We start from the raw sequence: 20,500 nt of genomic DNA, 5'->3' as shown, positions 1-20,500 counted from the left end.
TGTGAAACGTAAAACGCCGCTGGCTACGTTATCGTAACCCGCGGTGTTTTACTGTGCGGGGCTGTTTCTTTTCAATTACCCTTTACGACAAAACGGCCAGACTTGATAAAACTTGCGGCATTGAAACTCCGCTTCGCAGCTTGCTAACTGCGAACGGTAACGATTGGCGCGACTTGCGACTTGGCGCGCAGCACGTTGTACTGCCGGTTTAGCGCGATAGCTGCCGCGTTGATAGCCGCCTGCACCTTCGTGATAGGCGAGATAAAGGTGCTCAGGGTTGTTGAGCGAAATACCCGTTTGCGCGCGAGTGCGGGTGTTGTACCAACCGATAAAATCGGTGGCGTGCTTCATATGTGTGCGCCGGGCGAAGGTGCTGCCAGCTTGGTCGCGGTACTCCCCCCAGACTGGGTCTTGAGCCTGAGCATACCCTTTGGCTGATGACGGGCGTGGGCCGGGAATAAAGCCAAGGTAGCGTTTGCGCGGCGGACGAACGTGACTACGAAACGACGATTCTTGTTGGATAAAAGACATTTGCGTTTCTATTGGTGTGCCCCATTTCTCTTCAGAGTCACTTGCGTAGTCGTACCAACTGGGCTGTTCACGGAAGATTTCACAGATATTGCTTTGATCTTGCGGTGGATTGGGCGCGAAGACCGCGCAGCCGGAGAGAAAAAGCATCAGCATCAGCGCTGTGGCAAAAGGCGTGTGTTGAGGCATGGTGATTCCCTTGTTGGTGTTGGTATTTTATTGATCGAACAACGATAGCTGATTTGGCGGCGTTTTTTGCCGTTTTCCGATTTTGGGACGGCGTTGACTGGCAAGCTTTGTTACCAGCTTCTGACTCGTGTCGCGCGCCTCTGGCGTGCGCCTTAGTTGATAGAGCTTTGCTTTCCAGTGGCGTGCTTCGGCGTCAAAATCATGAGGTAAGGGGTAATCCTTGCCGGGGTGAAAGTCAAAGCGCTGACGCAGCGATGTTGGCAGCGCCCACGGCATGCTGCGCCATTCCAAGGGTAGTCGTGCAAGCTCGGGAACCCAGCGCGCCACAAAGGCGCCATCCGGGTCGTTGTCCGCCGCCTGTTTGATGGGGTTGTACACTCGCAGTGCGTTGGTGCCGGTTGCGCCGGACTGCATCTGTATCTGCGGGTAATGAATGCCAGGCTCATAGTCGGTAAATAGCCGTGCGAGATGCAACGCGGGTTCTCGCCAGTGCAGCCCCAATCCAAAGGTGGCGTAGGAGATCAACATGGCGCGCATACGAAAATTCAGCCAGCCGGTTGTGATCAAACTACGCATGCAAGCATCCACCAGTGGCACCCCGGTTTGGCCGTGCTTCCAGGCAATTAGATTAGCATGTTCGGGATCGCGTTCCCGCAAACCGCGCAGCGCCGGGTGCAAGGTTTGGTGCTCCATGTTCGGTGCACTCTCTAGCTTTTGCATGAAGTGGCAATGCCAGTAAAGCCGAGAAGTGAAGGCGCGCAGCGACGCGGCCCACTGTGCGTCATCTGTGTGTTTTTGCCGCTGGCGGCGGAGCGATTGCACGATTTCGCGCATCGAGAGGGTGCCCCAGGCCAGATGAGGCGAAAGCCGTGAGCCAAACTCCCAGGCCAATAGTGGTTTGGAGAGTGAGCCACGGTAGCGTCGCCCGCGGTGGGTAATAAAGCTTTGCCACAGCGCGTGACCTTCACGACGGCCGCCGGGTTGCCGCTCAGGGCAGGGCGTTCGATCGAAACCGAGCGCTAGGGTGGCGAGCTGCTCGCTGGGCACATGGTGAAACGCCTCCCAGCCGTTTGCCACGTGAGCGTTTTGTGGCGCCGGGTAGCGGGGTTCGGCCATCAGCGCTTCCCACTGGGCTTCCCAGCGGTGGCGCTTTTTCAAGCCGCGCACGATGCCGTGTTGGCGCGGTTGATGCCATGAAATGCCGTGATGACGACACCAAGCGTTTACGCGTTGGTCGCGGGAATAGCTCCAGGCATTGCCGGTCTCTTGGTGGGAGTGCAGCTCAAAAATACCGTAGTGGGTTTTGAGTGCTTCCAGCAGCGTCAAAATATCCCCCTGCCAGCAGCAAAGCGGTAAGTGAAGGCTTGCGAGCGCTTGGGATAAATCGCTTAGCGACTCGGCGGCAAACTGCCAATGGCGTAGAGCACTGTCTGGCGTTTGCCACTGTTCAGGCTCAATGGCGAAAACCGGCAGCACCGGTCCGGCCGCTGCCGCCAGGCAAAGGGGCGCATGGTCGTGAATGCGCAGATCGCGCTTAAACCAGACCACTTGAACGCGACGGGGCATCAAGACGCACCTAGGCTGTCGTGCTTAGTGGCTCATCGGCATGATGGGCCGCACGGGAGCTGTCACGTCGAGGGTTTCGCCGTTATCAAACGTGAGCGTCAGCGCCACTTCATCGCCTTCGCTCACCGCGCTTTCCAGGCCGATCAGCATTAGGTGCAGCCCGCCGGGTGCAAGGGTGACGTTGCCATTTGCCGGTACGTCGATGTACTCAATTTGGCGCATCTGCATAACGCCGTCAACATCCACGTGATTGTGCATTTCGGCGTGGGCAGTGAGGTCGTTCTCCGCATCAATTAAGCGAACCGGCGAGTCACTTGTGTTGTGCAGTGTCATGAAGGCCGCAGTGGCGGGGGAGCCTGGGGGCACTTCGCGCACAAAGGGGTTGTCGGCATTGATAGTGTCGGTATTGATAGTGTCGGCGAGTGCTGCGGTGGAAAGCATTAGGGCGCTGGTCGCGGCGGTAAACAGTATTGATTTCAGCATGAGTCAGTCTCGTGTGATGATGGATAACGACAGGCATCATACAATGTTTTCTTGCGCCGCCGCCAAGCGTGCGACACTGCGTCCCGTTGTCTTATTGGCCTATTTGCAAACGCGTTTGATCGCGGTAGCGTGAGTCACTCAATCATGAAGGAGAATGCTATGTATATTGCCATGAACCGTTTTCGTATTGCGCCCGGTCGGGAAGAGGACTTTCTTGACGTCTGGCGCAACCGCGACAGCCATCTCGATGAGGTGCCCGGGTTTAAGCAGTTTCAGATGCTGCAGGGTGAAAAACAGGACGATTACACGGTGTTTATTTCGCACAGTGTTTGGGAATCCGAAGAGGCGTTTCGTGCCTGGACAAAATCTGACGCGTTTCGTAAGGCGCACGCTAACGCCAAGGCGCCGGAAGGCATCTATCTCGGCCCACCGCAGTTTGAGGGGTATCAGGTTGTATTGTAGGCGTGGTGATGGCCCTTAGTCTTTTGATGCCCCATCGGTTAACGCCAAGCGGCCAATAAATGATATACATCAATAACGTGTATAAAAGGTGCACAAAAATACCTTAAAAAATGTGCCGAATCAGGCATCCTTGGGCAGCCAAAGATTCCCGTTATAACGATAAGGTACGCGGCGCTATGCCAGATTCTCCTGAAACATTGGCGGCTGAAGCGCGTTTATACCGACGCCTAAGGGTCAATGCCATCGCGATTTATGTGTTTGCGCTGATCGCGATGGCCGTTATTTTTACTTGGCTTTTGAGTGACCAATATCATCAAGAGATAGACGCGGCGCATGAGCGTAATTCCACGCGAGCCGATTTGATCGCTGAGTGGGTGAATAGCACCTTTGCGTTAAGTGAATACGCGTTGAGAGATATTGCACAGCGTTTAGAGCCCCCCTTGCTGCCCCGAGTAGGCGAGTACCATAACCTTAAACAGTTGCTGGTTAAGCGCCGCGATAGTCTACCGCTGGTAAGTGAAATCGTCGTGATCGACGAGCAGGGCAGTGTTCTGATCAGCTCAAACGCTGCTCGTTCCGCCGGGTTTGATGTTAGCGACATGCCGTTTTTCCGTGCTTTTAAACAAAACCCCCCGCTTGATGACTACGTGACGCCGCTGTTTTGGTCGGCGGTTGAAAGTGATTACCTCATGTTTCACGCGCGCCGATTACGTGGCGTAGACGGCCATTTTGAGGGTCTCGTGGCCGTGCGCATTGACCCACAGTTATTTGACGATACCTTGCAGCGTTTAACGATGCGCCGTGGTGAAAGCATGGCGATCATGGATAACGACGGTAAGTTGCTTGCTCGACGCCCTGATGACCAGGTAGAACTCGGTGAATTGGCCAGAAACGATGAAGTTGAGCACTTTCTCGCCAGTGATACAGGAATGCAGGCGGTACGTATGCACTCGCTGGTGGATGGTAAAGAGCGACTGTACAGGATGCAGTACCTAGATAATTTGCCTTTTGCTGTGGTGGTAGGCGATAGCATTGATGCGCTGCTAGCGCCCTGGCGCCAGCGGCTGATAATTTTAATGGTAATCGCCGCTATTATGACGCTGCTGGGTATTTGGTTCGTGCGTCACTACTTGAATCGGTTGAGTATGTCGCAGCAGTTGCATACTCGGGTGCTGGAACGCGAGGAAGCGCGAGCGCAGGTGCAAATGCGCGAAGCGCGTCTTGACGCGCTGGTGCGCTCGATTCAGGACATGATTTTTGTCTTTGATGAGTATGGCCGTTTTACCTATATTCACGCCTTGGATGAGGCACAGCTACTGCGCCCTCACCATGAGGCCATCGGCCTCCATTACAGCGAGGTGCTGCCCGAAGCTGTCGTTCAATTGCTGACGGGGACTCTCTATCGTGTGCAGCATAAGCGTGAGATACAAGAATTAGAGTATTCGCTGCAGGTCAACGCGCAAATACGCTATTTTAACGCCATTTTAAGCCCGCTGGCCGATGCGACGGGTTTATTTAACGGCGTGTTGGTCGCTGTACGCGATGTAACCCAAGCCAAAATAAACGAAGCAGAACTGCGCATTGCCGCGACGGCGTTCAAGACGCATCTGGGGATGATTATTACCGATGCGCGCGGGCGGATTCTCAAAGTTAACGACACCTTTACGCGTATTACGGGTTACGAAGAGAACGAAGTGCTCGGTGAGAATCCGCGCATTTTTAGTTCTGGCCGCCATGACGCCGAGTTTTATCAACAAATGTGGTCGAAAGTGAAAGAAACCGGCAGCTGGGAAGGTGAAATCTGGAACCGCCGCAAAAACGGCCAGGTGTTTCCCGAATGGTTGACCATTAGTGCCGTTAGCGATGAGAAAGCGCGACTGACGCATTACGTCGCCACGCTGAATGACATTACCGAAAGCAAAGCCGCCGAGCAGGAAATTCATCAGCTAGCGTTTTATGACCCGCTCACCGGGCTTGCCAATCGGCGTTTGTTTCTTGATCGCATGGCGGCTGCCCTTAAAGACAGTGAGCGTCATGCCCAGCACGGTGTGCTGTTGTTTATTGACCTGGATAACTTTAAGCAGGTGAACGATACCTTAGGGCATTATGCCGGTGACCAGCTGCTGCAAAACATGGCGCGAGAGCTGTCGCAAATGCTGCGCGACACCGATACGCTCGCGCGCCTGGGCGGTGACGAATTTGCCGTGTTGATTCATGCGTTGGACCGTGATGTCGAGCAAGCCGCCCGACTCGCAGAGGGCATCGCGTTGAAGTTGCTCACCGCGATTCGGCGACCGATTGATATCAATAATGAAACCGTACTGGTGACGGGGAGTATCGGTATTACGCTGATGGATAACAGCGTGGATGGCGTCGATGATTACTTGCAGCAAGCGGATATGGCGCTTTTTCAGGCCAAAGAAGCCGGCCGTGACACGCTAAGTTTCTTCGACCCGGGTATGCAGGCCGCGCTAGTATCGCGGGCACGGCTTGAGAAGGATCTGCGCCAAGCGTTAGCCAATGATGAGTGGCGGCTGCTTTATCAGCCGCAAGTGGATAATGAGAGCCACGTCACCGGTGTGGAGGCGTTGCTACGTTGGCATCACCCTGAACGCGGTATCGTCTCGCCAGGAGATTTTATTCCCCTATTGGAAAGTACCCGGTTGATTAACATTGTCGGTGCCTGGGTGTTAGAAACCGCCTGTAAACAGCTGGTCGAGTGGCAGCATTGCCCGGATACGGCGCACCTCACTGTGGCGGTCAACATTAGCCCAGTGCAGTTCCGCGAGGACAATTTCGTGCCCAAGGTGAAATCGATATTGCGCCGCACCGGTGCACCGGCGGATAAATTAAAGCTTGAAGTGACCGAGACACTGTTTGTCGAGGCGCAGGACGATACCCAACGCAAAATGGAGCACCTACGTGCGCAGGGCATACACTTTTCTCTCGACGATTTTGGCACGGGGTACTCCTCGCTTGCCTACCTAGCGCACTTGCCGCTTGATCAGCTCAAAATCGACCAGAGCTTTGTGCGCCAGGTGCTTGATAGCCCCGCTAACGCCGCGATTGTGGAGAGCACCATTGCGCTGGCGCGGAGTTTGGGACTCTCGGTGATTGCTGAAGGCGTGGAAACCAAGGCACACCAAGACTGGCTAGCACGCCACGCTTGCCACGCCTTTCAGGGGTTTTTGTTTGGTCGGCCGATGGCGGTCAAAGAGGTCGAGGCGATGCTGTAGCACAGGCGTTGAGCCGTGCTAAAAGCGGCTCAACCGTGAGCGCCTCTTCGCTGGGGTGAATCACCTCTAGGCGTGAATCCTGTCGCCACGACGTGCTCTCCAGCTGAAAGGTACCGCCTGAGCGATTTAACCGCTTCCAGCCGTTTTCGGTATGAAATACACCTTTGATACGCGCCTCAACGGGGAGCTCACCTAGGGTGGCCGCGAGTCGATCGAGTTCAAAGCACGTATCCGGATGCCAGCGTATCCCGATGCTGGTGTAACCCAACGATGTGCCGACCTCCACTTGTGGCTTACCAGGGGCGGGCGGGAAGTCAAAAAAGCCGCCGTCTACGCTTGGCACGGTATTTGAGACGGTACTTGAGACAGCACTTTGTCCCTGTGCCTGGTGCGCGTCGGGCATCGCGCCACTTACCGCCTCGCTGGCATGGCTTTCTACCAATAGCGAGATCGGCAGTTCACCGTGGGTCGCATCACGCACCCATTTGCGCGGCGGCCAGTGTGCGCCGGCATGTTGGTGGGCGGCGTCGATTTGCTCGGCGCTGCTGTGGTCATGCATGGTGATGGCAATGGCGTCGGCAATGGCAAGTTGGTCTTGAAAGGTTTCATGCTCGCGGGCGCGCGGCTCATCTAAACGGCGCGGGTCGAGCGTGGCGATAATGTCGCGCACTTCAAGTGAGTCCGCGAACGCTTCGCTGCGCAGCAAATCGATCAGCCCCGCCGGGTGGCCAAGGCCTGAGGGCTCAATAATCAATCGATCAGGCTGGGTGCGGGCGAGCAGGCTAACAAGCCCTGCTTGCAACACAAAGGCCAGCTGGCAGCACAAACAGCCGCCAGGAAGCCCTTTCACCGCCACGTCGTCGCGCTGCTCAAACATTGCTTGATCAATGCCGATCTGGCCGAATTCGTTGACCAGAATCGCCCAGGTTTCCTCCACAGGCTTCTGCGCAATCAGGCTGTGGATAAGCGTGCTTTTGCCGCTGCCCAGAAAGCCGGTGATGATATGCACCGGCACGCGTTGTGCCACGTTAACCTCCGGTCATGTTCATAAAACGCACGACTTGCACGTCGCCGTCGGTGGTGAAGTGGTGGCGCTCGGGCTTTTTCGGCAAGGCGTTGATAATCGCCTCTTTTAGCGCGTCCATGTCGCCAGGGTAGCGGCGCAGTACGGCGCGCAGATCCACCGAATGCTCATTGCCTAAGCACAGCAATAGCCGCCCTTCGACGGTGACGCGCACGCGGTTACAGCTGGAACAGAAGTTATGGCTATGGGGTGAAATAAACCCAATACGCGACTCGCTGTCGGCCATTTTGAAGTAGCGCGACGGCCCCGGTGTCGCCTCGGTGGTGGGGATGAGCGGATAGCGACGCTCGATGTGCGCCTGTACCTCGTCACTGGAGCAGTAGGTTTCATCGCGGTTGTGGTCGGAAACATCACCCAGCGGCATTTCCTCGATAAAGCTGATATCGAGCCCTTCATCGCGGGAAAAATCCACCAAATCCAAGACTTCGTCGTCGTTGCGGCCTTTGAGAATCACGGCGTTGAGTTTGATGCGCTCAAAACCGGCTTCTTTCGCCGCCTGGATGCCGTCGATCACCTTGGCCAGCTCACCGGTGCGTGTCAGGCGCTTGAAACGGCCCGGGTCGAGGGAGTCGAGGCTGATGTTCAACCGCGTTAAACCGCCTTGGCGCAGGCGCTTAGCATGTTTACGTAGGCTGGCGCCGTTGGTGGTCATGGTGAAGTCGTTAAGCCCCGGTAGCGTGCCGATTTCATCGACGAGCTGCTCGACGCCGCGACGCACCAGTGGCTCGCCGCCGGTTAAGCGGATCTTTTCCACGCCCATTTCGGTAAACGCGCGGGCCACCATGCCCATCTCTTCTAGGGTGAGCACTTGCGCGCGCGGGAGAAAGGTCATCTCTTCGCTCATGCAGTAGACGCAGCGGAAGTCGCAGCGGTCGGTGACCGATAGCCGAACGTAGTTGACCCGACGGCCAAAACTGTCGATGAGTTGTTGTGTTTTTACGTGCTCTGTCATGGTCAATTGAGCCTCTTTTCTCTATCTATGCCGTTCGTTTCGACTGTGCCGCTCGTTTCGACTGTGCCGTTCGCCCTGAGCCTGTCGAAGGGAGCTTGTCGAAGGGTGAGCTCTGATGGCTTTATCTATTGACGCTATCAAGCGGTTGGATCGTTACCGTCTCGCCGGGGGCGGCACCTGCGCGCTCATCGGGCAGCTCGATCAGGCAATTAGCGGCGGCCATTGAGGTCAAAATCCCCGACCCTTGCGCGCCGGTGCTGCGTACGTGAAGTTGTCCGGCAGCGTCACTTTGGTACACGCCGCGAATAAAATCGCAGCGATTTAGGCGACTTGAAAGCGGCTCATCGGTGACGGCGGTGAGCCGCCTCGGTGATGCCACCGGTTGGTGTTCTAAGCGCTGCAAAAGCGGCACGACAAACTGTAAGAAGGTGACCATAACCGCCACTGGGTTACCCGGCAATCCCACCAGAGGGGTACGCCTTTTGCCCAGTTGCCCGCAGGCAAGCGGTCTGCCAGGGCGAATCGCCACGCGCCAAAACGCCAGTTGCCCGAGCGCTTGTAGCGCGTCGCGGGTAAAGTCAGCTTGGCCGACGGAGACACCACCGCTGGTGAGTACCAGGTCGCTCGTTTCGGCAGAGTGAGCCAGCGCCTCACGAATCGCGTCGGCGTCATCGGGCAAAATGCCGAGATCGATCACCTCGGCGCCGTGCTCTTGCAGTAACCCGGTCAGGGTGAAGCGGTTGGTATCGTAAATCCCCGCGGCGGGAAGCGACTCGCCAGGGGCGGTCACTTCGTTGCCGGTGGAAAATACCGCCACCTGTGGGCGGCAGTAAACGCTCACTTCAGCATAGCCGAGCGAGGCGAGAAGCCCCAAGCGCGCCGCATCAAGCCGGGTGCCTGCGGTAAGCGCCATGGCACCCTCACGAATGTCTTCCCCGGCCTGGCGTACGTTCTGGCCACGTTTGACGCGCTCGGGGGCATTAATGATGACGTGATCGTCGTGCTCTTCTAGCTGCTCGCGCATAATAACCGTGTCGGTGCCCGCCGGTAGCGGCGCGCCGGTGGTAATCGTGACGCAACGGCCCGCTGGCACGCGGTCATCAAAGCACTCGCCAGCAAACACCGTGCCGGAAAGCGCCCAGTACGTCTGCTCGGCGTTTTCCCAGGCGAGCGCCACGCCGTCCATCGCGGCATTGGTATTTTGCGGCACGTTAATGGGCGCGTGAATGGCGTCTGCCAGACGCCGTCCGTGAGCGCGGGTAAGCGCTATGCGTTCGCTGCCCACTGGCGTTTCCACCAGCGTGGCAAGTGCAGTACGTGCTTCGTCGACGCTTAACATCTGCTCGCCGAGATCAAAGCACGAAAGCGAAGCGGGAGCGCGTACGGAAGAAGATTGTGTCATAAAGCGCCTTCCTTTAGGGCCGCTTCCAGGCGTGCTTTTTCTTCATTGGTATTCAAGTTGGCAAAGGCCGATGCGGCGTCACTCATGTCGATGCGACACCACGGGTGGCGCGCGTACCAGCGATCGATTTTACGTTCACCAGCCGCAAGTGCGGTGTGAAGGTCATCGGCGAGCTCGGTGCGGATGAGCGCGACCACCGGGTGCAGGCGTTCGCCGTCAAAGGCGACACCGATGTCATTACCTCTCACGCCTTCGACCAGGCGCGCAACGAGATCGCGCGGCAGCGCAGGGGAGTCGCAGGGGGCGATGAGCAGCCACGGCGTTTTTGCCGCGCGCAGGCCACTGTAAATGCCCATCAACGGGCCTTGGAAGCCGCCCTCGGCGTCTTCGATTACGCGGTCGGCGTAAGGGCGGTAGGCGTCGAGATTACGGTTAGCGTTGATGAGTAGCTCCGCCACGTGGCCCCGAAGGCGCAGGCTCACATGCTCGACCAGCGGCGTGTCGGCAAACGGTTCTAACCCTTTATCGCGGCCGCCCATGCGGCGGCCCTCGCCACCGGCGAGAATCATGCCGGTGATATCGCTTGCGGGGATCATGAGCGGGCCTCCGTGGTGGCGTCAGCGCCCTTCGCGGCGGCTGGCGCTGAGAGCTCTTTTGAGCTGCGCGCTTTAGGCGGGCGTGGCGGAATGGCGTCGAGCGTCAGTCGGTTGTCGGCGTTGAGCGCTTGAAAATTTTTGCCTTTAGCGCGGGCGATCAGCATCACGCCGAAGCGCTGGGCAAGTTCGACGCCTTTTTGCGTCACGCCCGAACGCGATACCAACACGCTGATGCCCATCTGTGCAACTTTGAGCACCATCTCCGAGGTTAAACGCCCGGTAGTGTAGAAGATATCGGCGTCGTTGCTTTCGGCTTCATGCAGCCATTGGCGCCCGGCGAGGGTATCCACGGCGTTGTGGCGGCCCACATCTTCGACGAAATCGAGCACCTCGGCCTGACGGCACAGCGCGCAGCCATGCACGGCACCGGCGCTGCGGTACGTTTCGTTATAGGCGTTGAGGTTTTGCAGTAACGCATAAAGCGTTGATTGTGCAAGCGGCGTTTCCGGCAGTGCGCTCAGCGCGGTTTGATCGAGCAGCTTGCCAAATACCGTCCCCTGGCCGCAGCCCGTGGTCACGGTCCGTTGGCCCAAGCGCTCGTCAAGGTCGTCGGGCAAATGGCGCGTAGCGATGACCGCAGCTTCCACGTCCCAGTCTACTTGCACGGCAATCAGGTCTTCCGCTTGGCGCAAAAGCCCTTGATTGCGCAGGTAGCCAACGACTAGCGCCTCTGGGTCATCGCCGAGGCTCATCAGCGTAACGATTTCGCGCTTATTGAGGTACACCGTCAGCGCACGCTCGGCGGCAATCGCCTGCTCGCGGGTATCGCCGTAGGCGTCGAGCACCTCCACCTGCGTGGTGGCGGGTAAGCGGGCATGGCTTAACGCAATCGCGGGCATCCGGCATTCCTCGTTTTTCTAGTACTTGAATTTAGTACCTGAGTAAAATTGTCGATATTGACGATGATGGCGCCCTGCGTGCTTACTTGTCTAGCCTAGCGTTTGATTTCACTTGCCGACGGGAGAGACCGCGTGATGTCTGACAATACACGGCCGCTAAGCGTAACGCTTGCGGCAGAAGAGAAACAGGTGGGCAAGTTTCGCTTGCGCCAATGGCGAATTGATTCGCTCACGCCTGGCGAAGAAGGGCCGTATACGCTGTGGTTGCAGCTGTCGATGACCGAGCGCGCCGCTTACCGCTTCAACCTTACCTCGCAGGCGCCGCGTTTGTTTGTGCGTGCCGGGTTTACCGGGGAGGACCCATCGCCTGATGCCATCAGCGCGAGCCAAGACGTTGCCGCGAGCTGGATGGACGGCGAGCAGCAAGTGTTGGAAGCACCGATGCCGATGGCGATTCAGGTGTGGATTGAAGGCTACCTCGCGCGCCACGGTGAGGCCCCACCCGAGGGACGCAAGAAAAAGCGCAAAGGGGCTGGCCGTGCTAAAGAGTTGCCGACCAAGGAGAACCCGCAATGAGCCGTTTTGAACGCTGGTCGCGGGCCAAGCGGGGCCTGCCCGCGGTGTCTGATGAAGACACGCCGTCCGTTGAAACACCCTCGGTTGAGAAGACGGCCACGTCCGCAGACGATGATAAAGCCCACCTTGATGCGTCTGAACACGTTCGTCAGCAGGCAGAGGGTGACGAAGTAGGTGGCGCGGCCGATGAATCACGCGATGCCCTCGAAGCGCCGCCTGAACCGGGAAGCTTGGATCACACGCTGCCCGACCCCGACACGTTAGCCGCGGGGAGTGATTTCAGCGCTTTTATGTCACCAGGCGTGAGCTCGGCGCTGCGGCGAAAAGCGCTTAGGCGGCTGTGGTCGACCGGTGATTACAACGTGCGCGATGGCCTTAACGATTACGATCACGACTTTAAGGCACAAATGAAGCCCATGGCGGCAGAGATGGTCGACAAAGTGCGCCAGTGGACCAAAAAAGTCGAGGATGCGCTGGATGATAAAACAGCAGATCAAGCGGACTCCGAGCTCAAGCCGACAACCACCGAGCCGTCTCTGGAAGACGACATGGCGATGGAATCGCAAGAAAAAGCCAACGATAACAACAGCGAGAATCGCCCAACCGTTGAACAGCATGACCACCGTTGAAAATAGTTTGGCAAGTCAGACGTTTTCACCATACGCTAAGTAACAAGGTTAAGTCAGCGTGATATCACCAACGGCTTATATTAAAATAGAAAAAACATAATTCATAAAGATAACAAGAAGACACCTGACCGTGAGAACGCATGAACCAGCATATACAAGTGGCGTCCATTGATGACGCGCGTAACGCCCAGGCGAAAGAGGCGGTGCGTCAGCGCATCTCCTGGCCGGTTAATCTAACGCCCGCGAATGTGACGTATCACAGTCGCGGCCATGCGCTACTGCTTGGCAGCGAGCGCGACACCCGACAAGCCGCACGTGCCTTGCAAGGGCGCGGTCTGGCGTCATTGACGCTGGTGTTTACCGCGCCCAACGCGGCCCAAACGGGCGAAGCTCAAGTGGATCAAGTTCAAGCGGGGGGAAAAAATAGCGATGATGATCTGCTCGCAGCCACCGAGGCGCTCACCACCCAGGCGTTGACCCGCGCTCAAGCTGACAAGCTCCGTATCAGCGGTCATCTGGGTGCGTTCAACGTAATGCTCGATGACGATGAGCCGCTTGACCTTGCCCGGGCGCTGATTGAGCGTGACGCGTTCGACATGATTTTTGATGTGAACACCACGCCTTGCCTGTCGGTGGATTTGCCGCCACCCGGTTACGTGGTGTTTGACTGGCAGCAAGCAGAGGCACGTAGCGACGCGCTTGAGCAGTTTACCGAACTGGTGGGTGAGTTCGACAAACCACGCTATTTCCAAGTCAACAGCGACCTTTGCGCTCACTCGTCTAGCGGCAATATCGGCTGTACGCGCTGCTTGGATGTTTGCCCGGCCGATGCGATTTCAAGCCACCAAGGGCGCATTGAATCGCAAATTGAAATCGACCCTTTCCTCTGCCAGGGCGTGGGCAGCTGCACCAGCGCCTGCCCTACCGGGGCGATTGAATTTCGCTTGCCCGAAACCCGTCGTCAGCAGGAAACGCTCTCGACGTGGCTTGCCGCGTACCGCGATGCCGGTGGCAGTGCCCCTGTGTTGCGCTTTGTGACTTACGACACACTGGAGGCAGAGCAGCAAACAGGCACTTATGTCGCCGGGCACGTGCTTGATGTACCGCTTGAAGAACTCGGCGCTGCTGGGCACGACCAGTGGTTGACCGGGTTGGCTGCCGGTGCTGGCGAGATTCGCCTGCAGTATCACGCCAATATGCCCGCCAGGTTAACCGCGTTTCTCGACCAGCAGATCGCCCAGGCGCGCACGCTGCTCGAATCATTAGGGCTCGACGCGGATCGCATTCAGCCGCTTGCCGCCGATGACACCCAGGCGCAAAGCGCAATGCCCACGCATTTACCCCTCACTGATGAGCCCCTCACGCTTAACGCCCCGGAAAAGCGCGCCCGTTTGAACCAGGTGCTGGCCAGGTTGTCGGCGCTAGGCGAGCTCAGCGGAGAGCGTCACCGCATGCCAAGCGGTGCGGCGTATGGGGCCATCAACGTGGATAGCGACGCCTGCACCCTGTGCATGGCGTGCGTGAGCAATTGCCCGACCCCCGCGCTGAAAGCCGGGGCCGATCAGCCAGCGCTGAGTTTTCTGGAGGCGGACTGCGTGCAGTGCGGCCTGTGCGAGGAGGCATGCCCGGAAAACGCCATCACGCTAGAACCTGGCTTTTTCGCCGCGCCCGAACGCACTGAACGGCACGTTTGCCATGAAGAAGCCGCGTTTGCGTGCATCGCTTGCGGCAAGCCGTTTGCCACGGTAAGCACCGTTGCCACGATCAAAGAAAAGCTGGCGGATCACCCCTATTTTGCTGGTGACGCCATGGCGCGCCTGGAAATGTGTGAAGACTGCCGGGTAAAAGACGTGTGGCAGACCTTGGCCCGTGACCCTAACGTGCAACTGAAGGTGTAAGCGATGAGCGATGAGACGCCGTTATCCCACAACACTCTCTACAACACGCTGCCTGAAGAGCGCGCCCTTAGGGCCGATATTTATGCGCTTCTCGCGGCGCTTTTGCGTCAGGCGCCCAATGCCGAGCTGCTTGAGTGGCTGGCTGAACTTGAGATTGAGCGCGATGGCACGCGCCTCGCTGCCGCTTGGCAAGGCTTGGCAGAGGCTGCCGCGGCGACAACACCCGAGGCGCTTGAACGCGCGCACTTTCGTCATCTGGTCGGTGTGATTCAGGGCGAGATCACACCCTATGCGTCGTGGTACCGCCAGGGCGAGCTAATGGAAGCCGCGTTGGTCGAACTGCGCCAAGATTTGAAAGCGCTCGGCATTGAACGCAGTGAACATACCCGCGACCCGGAGGACCACCTGGCGGCGCTTTGTGAAGTCATGGCCATGTTGGTCAATACCGATCAGAGGGAAGCGGATGAGCACGAGCAAGGACGGTTTTTTTACCACCACTTAGCGCCTTGGGCCGCCAGCTGTATGGGTGACCTGGCGCAGGTGGATACTGCTTTCTATGCAGCGCTAGGCGAATTAGGCAGCGCTTTTATGGAGAGCGAACAGGCGCGTTTGCGCGTGGCGGCAAGTGAGGCGCCTGTGCGTATCGTTGAGCCGCAACCCTAGCGTCTCAGCCAGTCGCGCCCACCATAATATTATAAGAGACCTGACATGAAAGAGGAGAGCCCCATGCAGACGTCACACAACCCTGAGCGCCGCCGGTTCATGAGAACCGTAGGTTTAGGCACCGCCGCTGCCGGTGCGGCCGCCGCGGTGGGTCATGTCACCCTGGCGAATGCCGACACCCCCACCAAAGAGCGCGATAAAGCATCGGTTAACTACCGTGAAACCGACCACATCCGAGCCTTCTACGCGACGCTGCGTGACTGACGGCCAACGCCAGGAGAATTGCCATGCGTTTAACTCGTAAAACAACCGCATCTAAGGCGAGCGGTCTGGGTATCAGCCGTCGCCAGTTCTTAAAGCGTAGCGGGGCGGCTACCGGCGGTGTCGCTGCGGCTGGCTTTATGGGCGCACCGATGATGCAGCGCGCCGAATCGGCGGATAAAACCCCGGTGCTGGATTCGCCGGTGGAAACTAAGCGCACGGTTTGCTCGCACTGCTCGGTGGGCTGTGGCGTGTACGCCGAGGTGCAAGAAGGGATCTGGACCAAGCAAGAGCCTGCGTTTGACCACCCGATTAACCGTGGCGCCCACTGCGCCAAGGGGGCGTCATTGCGCCAGCACGGTCACTCCAGCCGTCGTTTGAAATACCCGATGAAGCTGGTCGGTGGCGAATGGCAGCGCATGAGTTGGGACGATGCCATCGAAGAAATCGGTAATAAGGTGCTGGCGCTCTCCGAGCAGTACAGCCCGGATAGCATCTACTGGCTCGGTTCGGCCAAGTTTAATAACGAGCAGGCGTATTTGATGCGCAAGTTCGCCGCGCTCGCTGGTACCAACAACACCGACCACCAAGCGCGTATTTGCCACTCCACGACCGTTGCCGGTGTGGCCAATACCTGGGGTTACGGGGCGATGACCAACTCGCTCAACGACATGCAGAACTCGAAGTCGATCATGTTTATCGGCTCTAACCCGAGTGAAGCTCACCCGGTGGCGATGCAGCATATTTTGCTCGCCAAAGAGCGCAGCAACGCTGAGATCATCGTGGTGGATCCGCGCTTTACCCGCACGGCGGCTAAGGCCGATAAGTTTGTGCGTCTTCGCCCAGGTTCTGACGTTGCTTTTATCTGGGGGCTTTTGTGGCACATCTTTGAAAACGGCTGGGAAGATAGCGAATACATCAACCAGCGCGTTTATGCCCTCGACGAAGTGCGCGCCGAAGTCGCGAACTTCACGCCGTCAGAAGTGGAGCGCATTACCGGGGTACCCGAAGAGGCGATGTATGACACGGCCAAGCGGCTAGCGGATAACCGCCCCGGCTGTATCGTTTGGTGCATGGGCGGTACGCAGCACACCACCGGTAATAACAACACCCGGGCTTACTGCATTCTGGAGCTGGCGCTGGGTAATATCGGTAAATCCGGTGGCGGTGCCAACATCTTTCGCGGTCACGATAATGTGCAAGGCGCAACCGATTTGGGCCTGATGTCGCACTCGCTGCCGGGCTACTACGGCCTCTCGGAAGGTGCCTGGAAACACTGGGGACGCGTTTGGGGGTTGGATTATGAGTGGCTACAAAGCCGCTTCGATGACACCGAATACGTTGACGGCAAGCCGATGCACTCAAGCGGTATCACCGTCTCGCGCTGGATTGATGGGGTGCTCGAAGATGACGACAACATCTCGCAGCGTTCCAAGCTGAAAGCGATGTTCTACTGGGGGCATGCGGTTAACTCGCAAACCCGCGGGCCGGAAATGCAACAGGCAATGAAACAGCTGGAAATGATGGTCATCGTCGATCCGTACCCCACGGTGGCTGGCGTTATGCACGACCGCACCGACGGCGTTTACCTGCTGCCCGCCGCCACGCAGTTTGAAACCACCGGCAGCGTGACCGCGACCAACCGCTCGATCCAGTGGCGCGATAAAGTCATTGAGCCGCTGTTTGAGTCCAAGCCCGACCACGAGATCATGTATCTGTTGTCGCAGAAGTTAGGCTTTGCTGAAGAGCTGTTTAAAAACATCCGGGTGGAAAATAATGAGCCGGTGATTGAAGATATCACCCGCGAATTCAACGCCGGAATGTGGACCGTGGGCTACACTGGCCAAAGCCCGGAGCGGTTGAAAGCGCACCAGAAAAACTGGCACACCTTTAGCTTTAGTAACTTGCAGGCGCAAGGCGGCCCGGCGGACGGTGACTACTACGGCTTACCGTGGCCATGCTGGGGCACTGCCGAGATGGGTCACCCCGGAACGCCGATCCTCTATGACACCAGCAAACCGGTGGCTGAAGGCGGCCTGACGTTCCGCGCCCGCTTTGGCGTTGAGCGCGATGGGGAAAATATCCTGGCGGATGATTCCTTTAGCGCCGGGTCCGAAATCGAGGACGGCTATCCCGAATTTAACGCGCAGATGCTTCAAGATCTGGGCTGGTGGGATGATTTGACCGCTGAAGAAAAAACCGCGGCTGAGGGCAAAAACTGGAAGACCGATCTTTCCGGCGGTATTCAGCGCGTGGCCATTGAGCATGGTTGTGCGCCGTTTGGTAACGCTAAAGCACGCTGCAACGTCTGGACGTTCCCCGACCCGATCCCGAAGCACCGCGAGCCGCTCTACACCAGCCGCCGCGACTTGGTCGAGGATTACCCGACGTGGGACGACGTGGCCTCGCACTACCGCCTGCCGACGCTCTACCAGAGCATTCAGGAGAACGATGTCACCGACCATTATCCGGTTATTCTGACCTCGGGCCGCCTGGTCGAGTACGAAGGCGGCGGTGAAGAGACACGCTCTATGTCGTGGCTTGCTGAACTGCAGCAAGAGATGTTCGTCGAGATTAACCCGGCACTGGCTAACGATATCGGCATCCGCGATGGCGATATGGTGTGGGTTGAAGGGGCTGAAGGCGGTCGCGTGAAAGTGAAAGCGTTGGTAACACCGCGTGTCGCGCGGGAAGTCGTCTTTATGCCATTCCATTTTGGCGGCATGTTCCAAGGCGAAAGTCTGCACGACCGTTATCCCGACGGTACAGCGCCCTACGTGCTAGGGGAAGCGGCTAACACCGCAACCACTTACGGCTACGACACCGTGACACAAATGCAGGAAACAAAATGCACCCTGTGTCGTATTGAGCTCGCCTAAGCTCAGACCTGACGCACCGACGGCGCGGTTGCCATTTCCGCGCCGTTAAAGGAGAACACCATGGCTCAAATGAAATTTATGTGTGACGCCGAGCGCTGCATCGAGTGCAACGGCTGTGTCACCGCCTGTAAAAACGCCAACGATGTCGAGTGGGGTATTCAACGCCGCCGCGTGGTAACCCTAAACGACGGCGAAGCCGACGAGATGTCGATTTCGGTCGCGTGTATGCACTGTGATGATGCACCCTGCATGGCGGTCTGCCCGACCGACTGCTTCTACAAAACCGATGACGGCATCGTGCTGCACGATAAAGACCTGTGCATCGGTTGCGGTTATTGCCTCTACGCCTGCCCCTTCGGCGCGCCGCAGTTCCCGCAGCAGAACGCCTTTGGTGAGCGCGGCAAGATGGACAAGTGTACTTTCTGCGCTGGCGGCCCGGCGGAAAGCAAAGAAGAAGAGTACGAAAAGTACGGCGCCAACCGCATTGCCGAAGGCAAGTTGCCGCTGTGTGCGGAAATGTGTTCCACCAAAGCATTGCTCGCCGGTGATGCTCAGGAAGTGGCTGACATTTTCCGTCAGCGCGTGGTGCACCGTGGCCACGAAGACGGTGCCTGGTCCAATAATCAACGGGCTAGTGCGGACAACCTCGCCTATGATGCTGCCCGTAAAGGGTAAGGAGGTCCATCATGAACCTGATACGTTCAGACCTATGGCGGTGGTTGTGTTTGGCGCTCGCGCTGGTGGCAACGCTGGGTTTTACCCAGCTTGCGATGGCGCAGGCCGACCCTGAGCGCGAGATGACCACTGCGGCCCCGGCGATTGATGCCGACCAGTGGCGCCAAGTGCGCTCAGGCGAAACCGGCGCCAACTACCGTGATTCGCGTGCTGAGAGTAATTACAACCTGATCAACTCAAGCGGAGAATCCTGGCGCCAATGGCGTAACCGCTGGGTGTCACCTTTCGGGTTGATCGTGATTGGTGGCATGATCGGTATCATTGTCCTGTTTTATCTGATCATTGGTCGCAAAGATCTGGAGGAGCCGCGAACGGGTCGCAAGCTGTTGCGCTGGCCGCTATTCATGCGTGCCCTGCACTGGTCGGTCGCGTCGCTGTTTATCGTGCTGGCGCTTACCGGTCTCAACCTGCTATTCGGCAAGTTTGTCTTCCGCGGTCTATTCGGGGATGCCTTCTGGGGATGGATGGTCTCTTCCTCAAAGCTGCTGCACAACTACCTCGGGCCGATATTCGGCATACTGCTAGTGGTACTGCTGGTCAGCCTGATCAAGGATAACCTGCCCAAAAAGCACGATCTGGAATGGTTTAAAAAAGGCGGCGGCATGGTCGGTAAGGGACATGTCGATGCAGGCTTTGCCAACGGTGGGGAAAAAGCGTGGTACTGGTTATTGGCAACCGTCGGGTTGCTGGTGATCGCAAGCGGCTTTGTGCTTGACTTCCCTAACTTCGGTCAGGGCCGCGACACCATGCAATGGGCAAACATCATCCACGCCGTCGGTGCCTTGGGGCTGACCGCTGTGTCATTTGGCCATATTTATATCGGTACCTTGGGCACAGAAGCCTCGCTGGAAGGGATGACCACCGGCTACGTCGATGAGGCCTGGGCCAAAGAACACCACAATCTGTGGTACGAAGAGGTCAAAGATCAGGCGCTTTCCGAAGAGGAAGTTGCCGCACAAAAAGGCACTAAGGGATCGGGTGACGCAGCGCCCTCGCAGCCAAGCTAAACGGCCTCCCTTAGGTATGATTTTGTTGACCTTTGACACCGCCTACGGGCGGTGTCTTTTGTTATGCTCTGCATAGCTTATGCACAGCGCCTTAGCCTTTATTAATCTCAGGAGTCACCATGCAACAATTTGACGATGCGACCCGTACTGAGCTCGAAGCCGCCGCTTTTCGCCGTCTGCTCCAACACCTCGACGACAATAAGGATGTTCAGAATATCGACCTGATGATTCTGGCTGATTTCTGCCGTAACTGCCTGTCCAAATGGTTGGTAAGTGCTGCCGACGCGCGCGGCGAAGCGCTCGACTACGAAGCGGCGCGTGAGTACGTCTACGGGATGCCCTACAGCGAATGGAAAGAAAAATACCAAACGCCCGCAACGCCCGAGCAATTAGAAGCGTTCGATGCCCGCCAAGCGCAGAAAAAAGCCCGTTCTCAAGATCAGGAGGCGTAACGA

19 protein-coding genes are annotated in these 20,500 nt (G+C 57.7%); 11 read left to right on the top strand and 8 right to left on the bottom strand.

Annotation, left to right across the window (positions count from 1 at the left end):
• Nucleotides 1–75: 75 nt before the first annotated feature.
• The 3 genes from M8006_RS04180 to M8006_RS04170 are packed head-to-tail and all read right to left on the bottom strand — an operon-like array spanning nucleotide 76 to nucleotide 2,766.
• A complete protein-coding gene (locus tag M8006_RS04180) occupies nucleotides 76–717 on the bottom strand; it encodes a transglycosylase SLT domain-containing protein (RefSeq protein ID WP_250080209.1) in 642 nt (213 codons plus the stop codon).
• A gap of 27 nt (nucleotides 718–744) precedes the next feature.
• On the bottom strand, nucleotides 745–2,283 hold the full coding sequence (locus M8006_RS04175) for an FAD-binding domain-containing protein (protein WP_250080208.1): 1,539 nt from the start codon (nucleotides 2,281–2,283) through the stop codon (nucleotides 745–747).
• A 24-nt stretch (nucleotides 2,284–2,307) separates the two neighbouring features.
• Complete coding sequence (locus M8006_RS04170; protein ID WP_250080207.1) at nucleotides 2,308–2,766, bottom strand: copper chaperone PCu(A)C; 459 nt, start codon at nucleotides 2,764–2,766, stop codon at nucleotides 2,308–2,310.
• Between the two features lie 159 nt (nucleotides 2,767–2,925).
• Between M8006_RS04170 and hmuQ the strand changes: the two genes are divergently transcribed.
• The gene (hmuQ, locus tag M8006_RS04165) at nucleotides 2,926–3,228 is read left to right on the top strand and encodes a heme-degrading protein HmuQ (protein WP_250080206.1); all 303 of its coding nucleotides are present in this window, start codon (nucleotides 2,926–2,928) and stop codon (nucleotides 3,226–3,228) included.
• Between the two features lie 176 nt (nucleotides 3,229–3,404).
• On the top strand, nucleotides 3,405–6,464 hold the full coding sequence (locus M8006_RS04160) for a bifunctional diguanylate cyclase/phosphodiesterase (protein WP_250080205.1): 3,060 nt from the start codon (nucleotides 3,405–3,407) through the stop codon (nucleotides 6,462–6,464).
• Here M8006_RS04160 and M8006_RS04155 read toward each other — a convergent pair.
• The 5 genes from M8006_RS04155 to M8006_RS04135 all read right to left on the bottom strand — a co-directional run bounded on the left by M8006_RS04155 (nucleotide 6,439) and on the right by M8006_RS04135 (nucleotide 11,397).
• Nucleotides 6,439–7,491 (bottom strand): CobW family GTP-binding protein, encoded by a 1,053-nt coding sequence (locus M8006_RS04155; protein ID WP_250080204.1) that lies wholly within the window; start codon nucleotides 7,489–7,491, stop codon nucleotides 6,439–6,441. The genes M8006_RS04160 and M8006_RS04155 overlap by 26 nt on opposite strands.
• A gap of 1 nt (nucleotide 7,492) precedes the next feature.
• A complete protein-coding gene (moaA, locus tag M8006_RS04150) occupies nucleotides 7,493–8,500 on the bottom strand; it encodes a GTP 3',8-cyclase MoaA (RefSeq protein WP_250080203.1) in 1,008 nt (335 codons plus the stop codon).
• 121 nt (nucleotides 8,501–8,621) lie between these two features.
• Nucleotides 8,622–9,902 (bottom strand): molybdopterin molybdotransferase MoeA, encoded by a 1,281-nt coding sequence (gene moeA / locus M8006_RS04145; RefSeq protein WP_250080202.1) that lies wholly within the window; start codon nucleotides 9,900–9,902, stop codon nucleotides 8,622–8,624.
• Nucleotides 9,899–10,498, bottom strand: coding sequence for a molybdenum cofactor guanylyltransferase MobA (mobA, locus tag M8006_RS04140; RefSeq protein WP_250080201.1), 600 nt, complete (start codon nucleotides 10,496–10,498; stop codon nucleotides 9,899–9,901). Before mobA ends, moeA begins: the two co-directional genes overlap by 4 nt.
• A complete protein-coding gene (locus tag M8006_RS04135; protein WP_250080200.1) occupies nucleotides 10,495–11,397 on the bottom strand; it encodes a formate dehydrogenase accessory sulfurtransferase FdhD in 903 nt (300 codons plus the stop codon). The genes mobA and M8006_RS04135 overlap by 4 nt, the downstream gene beginning before the upstream one ends.
• 135 nt (nucleotides 11,398–11,532) lie before the next feature.
• Here M8006_RS04135 and M8006_RS04130 point away from each other — a divergent pair, with 135 nt between their 5' ends.
• The 9 genes from M8006_RS04130 (at nucleotide 11,533) to M8006_RS04090 (ending at nucleotide 20,497) form a co-directional block, all read left to right on the top strand.
• A complete protein-coding gene (locus tag M8006_RS04130) occupies nucleotides 11,533–11,973 on the top strand; it encodes a DUF3305 domain-containing protein (protein WP_250080199.1) in 441 nt (146 codons plus the stop codon).
• Nucleotides 11,970–12,602, top strand: a complete 633-nt coding sequence (locus M8006_RS04125) for a DUF3306 domain-containing protein (protein ID WP_250080198.1) — start codon at nucleotides 11,970–11,972, stop codon at nucleotides 12,600–12,602. Before M8006_RS04130 ends, M8006_RS04125 begins: the two co-directional genes overlap by 4 nt.
• A 140-nt stretch (nucleotides 12,603–12,742) precedes the next feature.
• Nucleotides 12,743–14,500 (top strand): 4Fe-4S binding protein, encoded by a 1,758-nt coding sequence (locus M8006_RS04120; protein WP_250080197.1) that lies wholly within the window; start codon nucleotides 12,743–12,745, stop codon nucleotides 14,498–14,500.
• 3 nt (nucleotides 14,501–14,503) lie between these two features.
• Complete coding sequence (locus M8006_RS04115; RefSeq protein ID WP_250080196.1) at nucleotides 14,504–15,163, top strand: TorD/DmsD family molecular chaperone; 660 nt, start codon at nucleotides 14,504–14,506, stop codon at nucleotides 15,161–15,163.
• A 63-nt stretch (nucleotides 15,164–15,226) separates the two neighbouring features.
• The gene (locus tag M8006_RS04110) at nucleotides 15,227–15,427 is read left to right on the top strand and encodes a twin-arginine translocation signal domain-containing protein (RefSeq protein ID WP_250080195.1); all 201 of its coding nucleotides are present in this window, start codon (nucleotides 15,227–15,229) and stop codon (nucleotides 15,425–15,427) included.
• 23 nt (nucleotides 15,428–15,450) lie between these two features.
• Nucleotides 15,451–18,303, top strand: coding sequence for a formate dehydrogenase subunit alpha (locus M8006_RS04105; protein ID WP_250080194.1), 2,853 nt, complete (start codon nucleotides 15,451–15,453; stop codon nucleotides 18,301–18,303).
• A gap of 60 nt (nucleotides 18,304–18,363) precedes the next feature.
• A complete protein-coding gene (gene fdh3B / locus M8006_RS04100; RefSeq protein ID WP_179931114.1) occupies nucleotides 18,364–18,978 on the top strand; it encodes a formate dehydrogenase FDH3 subunit beta in 615 nt (204 codons plus the stop codon).
• 11 nt (nucleotides 18,979–18,989) lie between these two features.
• Nucleotides 18,990–20,045 carry a formate dehydrogenase subunit gamma gene (locus tag M8006_RS04095; protein ID WP_250080193.1) on the top strand — a complete coding sequence of 352 codons (1,056 nt, stop codon included), beginning with the start codon at nucleotides 18,990–18,992 and terminating at the stop codon, nucleotides 20,043–20,045.
• A 119-nt stretch (nucleotides 20,046–20,164) separates the two neighbouring features.
• A complete protein-coding gene (locus M8006_RS04090) occupies nucleotides 20,165–20,497 on the top strand; it encodes a DUF1244 domain-containing protein (RefSeq protein WP_250080192.1) in 333 nt (110 codons plus the stop codon).
• Nucleotides 20,498–20,500: the final 3 nt, after the last annotated feature.

The organism is Halomonas llamarensis (assembly GCF_023555005.1).
In the GTDB taxonomy this organism is placed as follows: Bacteria; Pseudomonadota; Gammaproteobacteria; order Pseudomonadales; family Halomonadaceae; genus Vreelandella; species Vreelandella llamarensis.
This window is presented reverse-complemented; position numbering and strand designations above follow the sequence as displayed.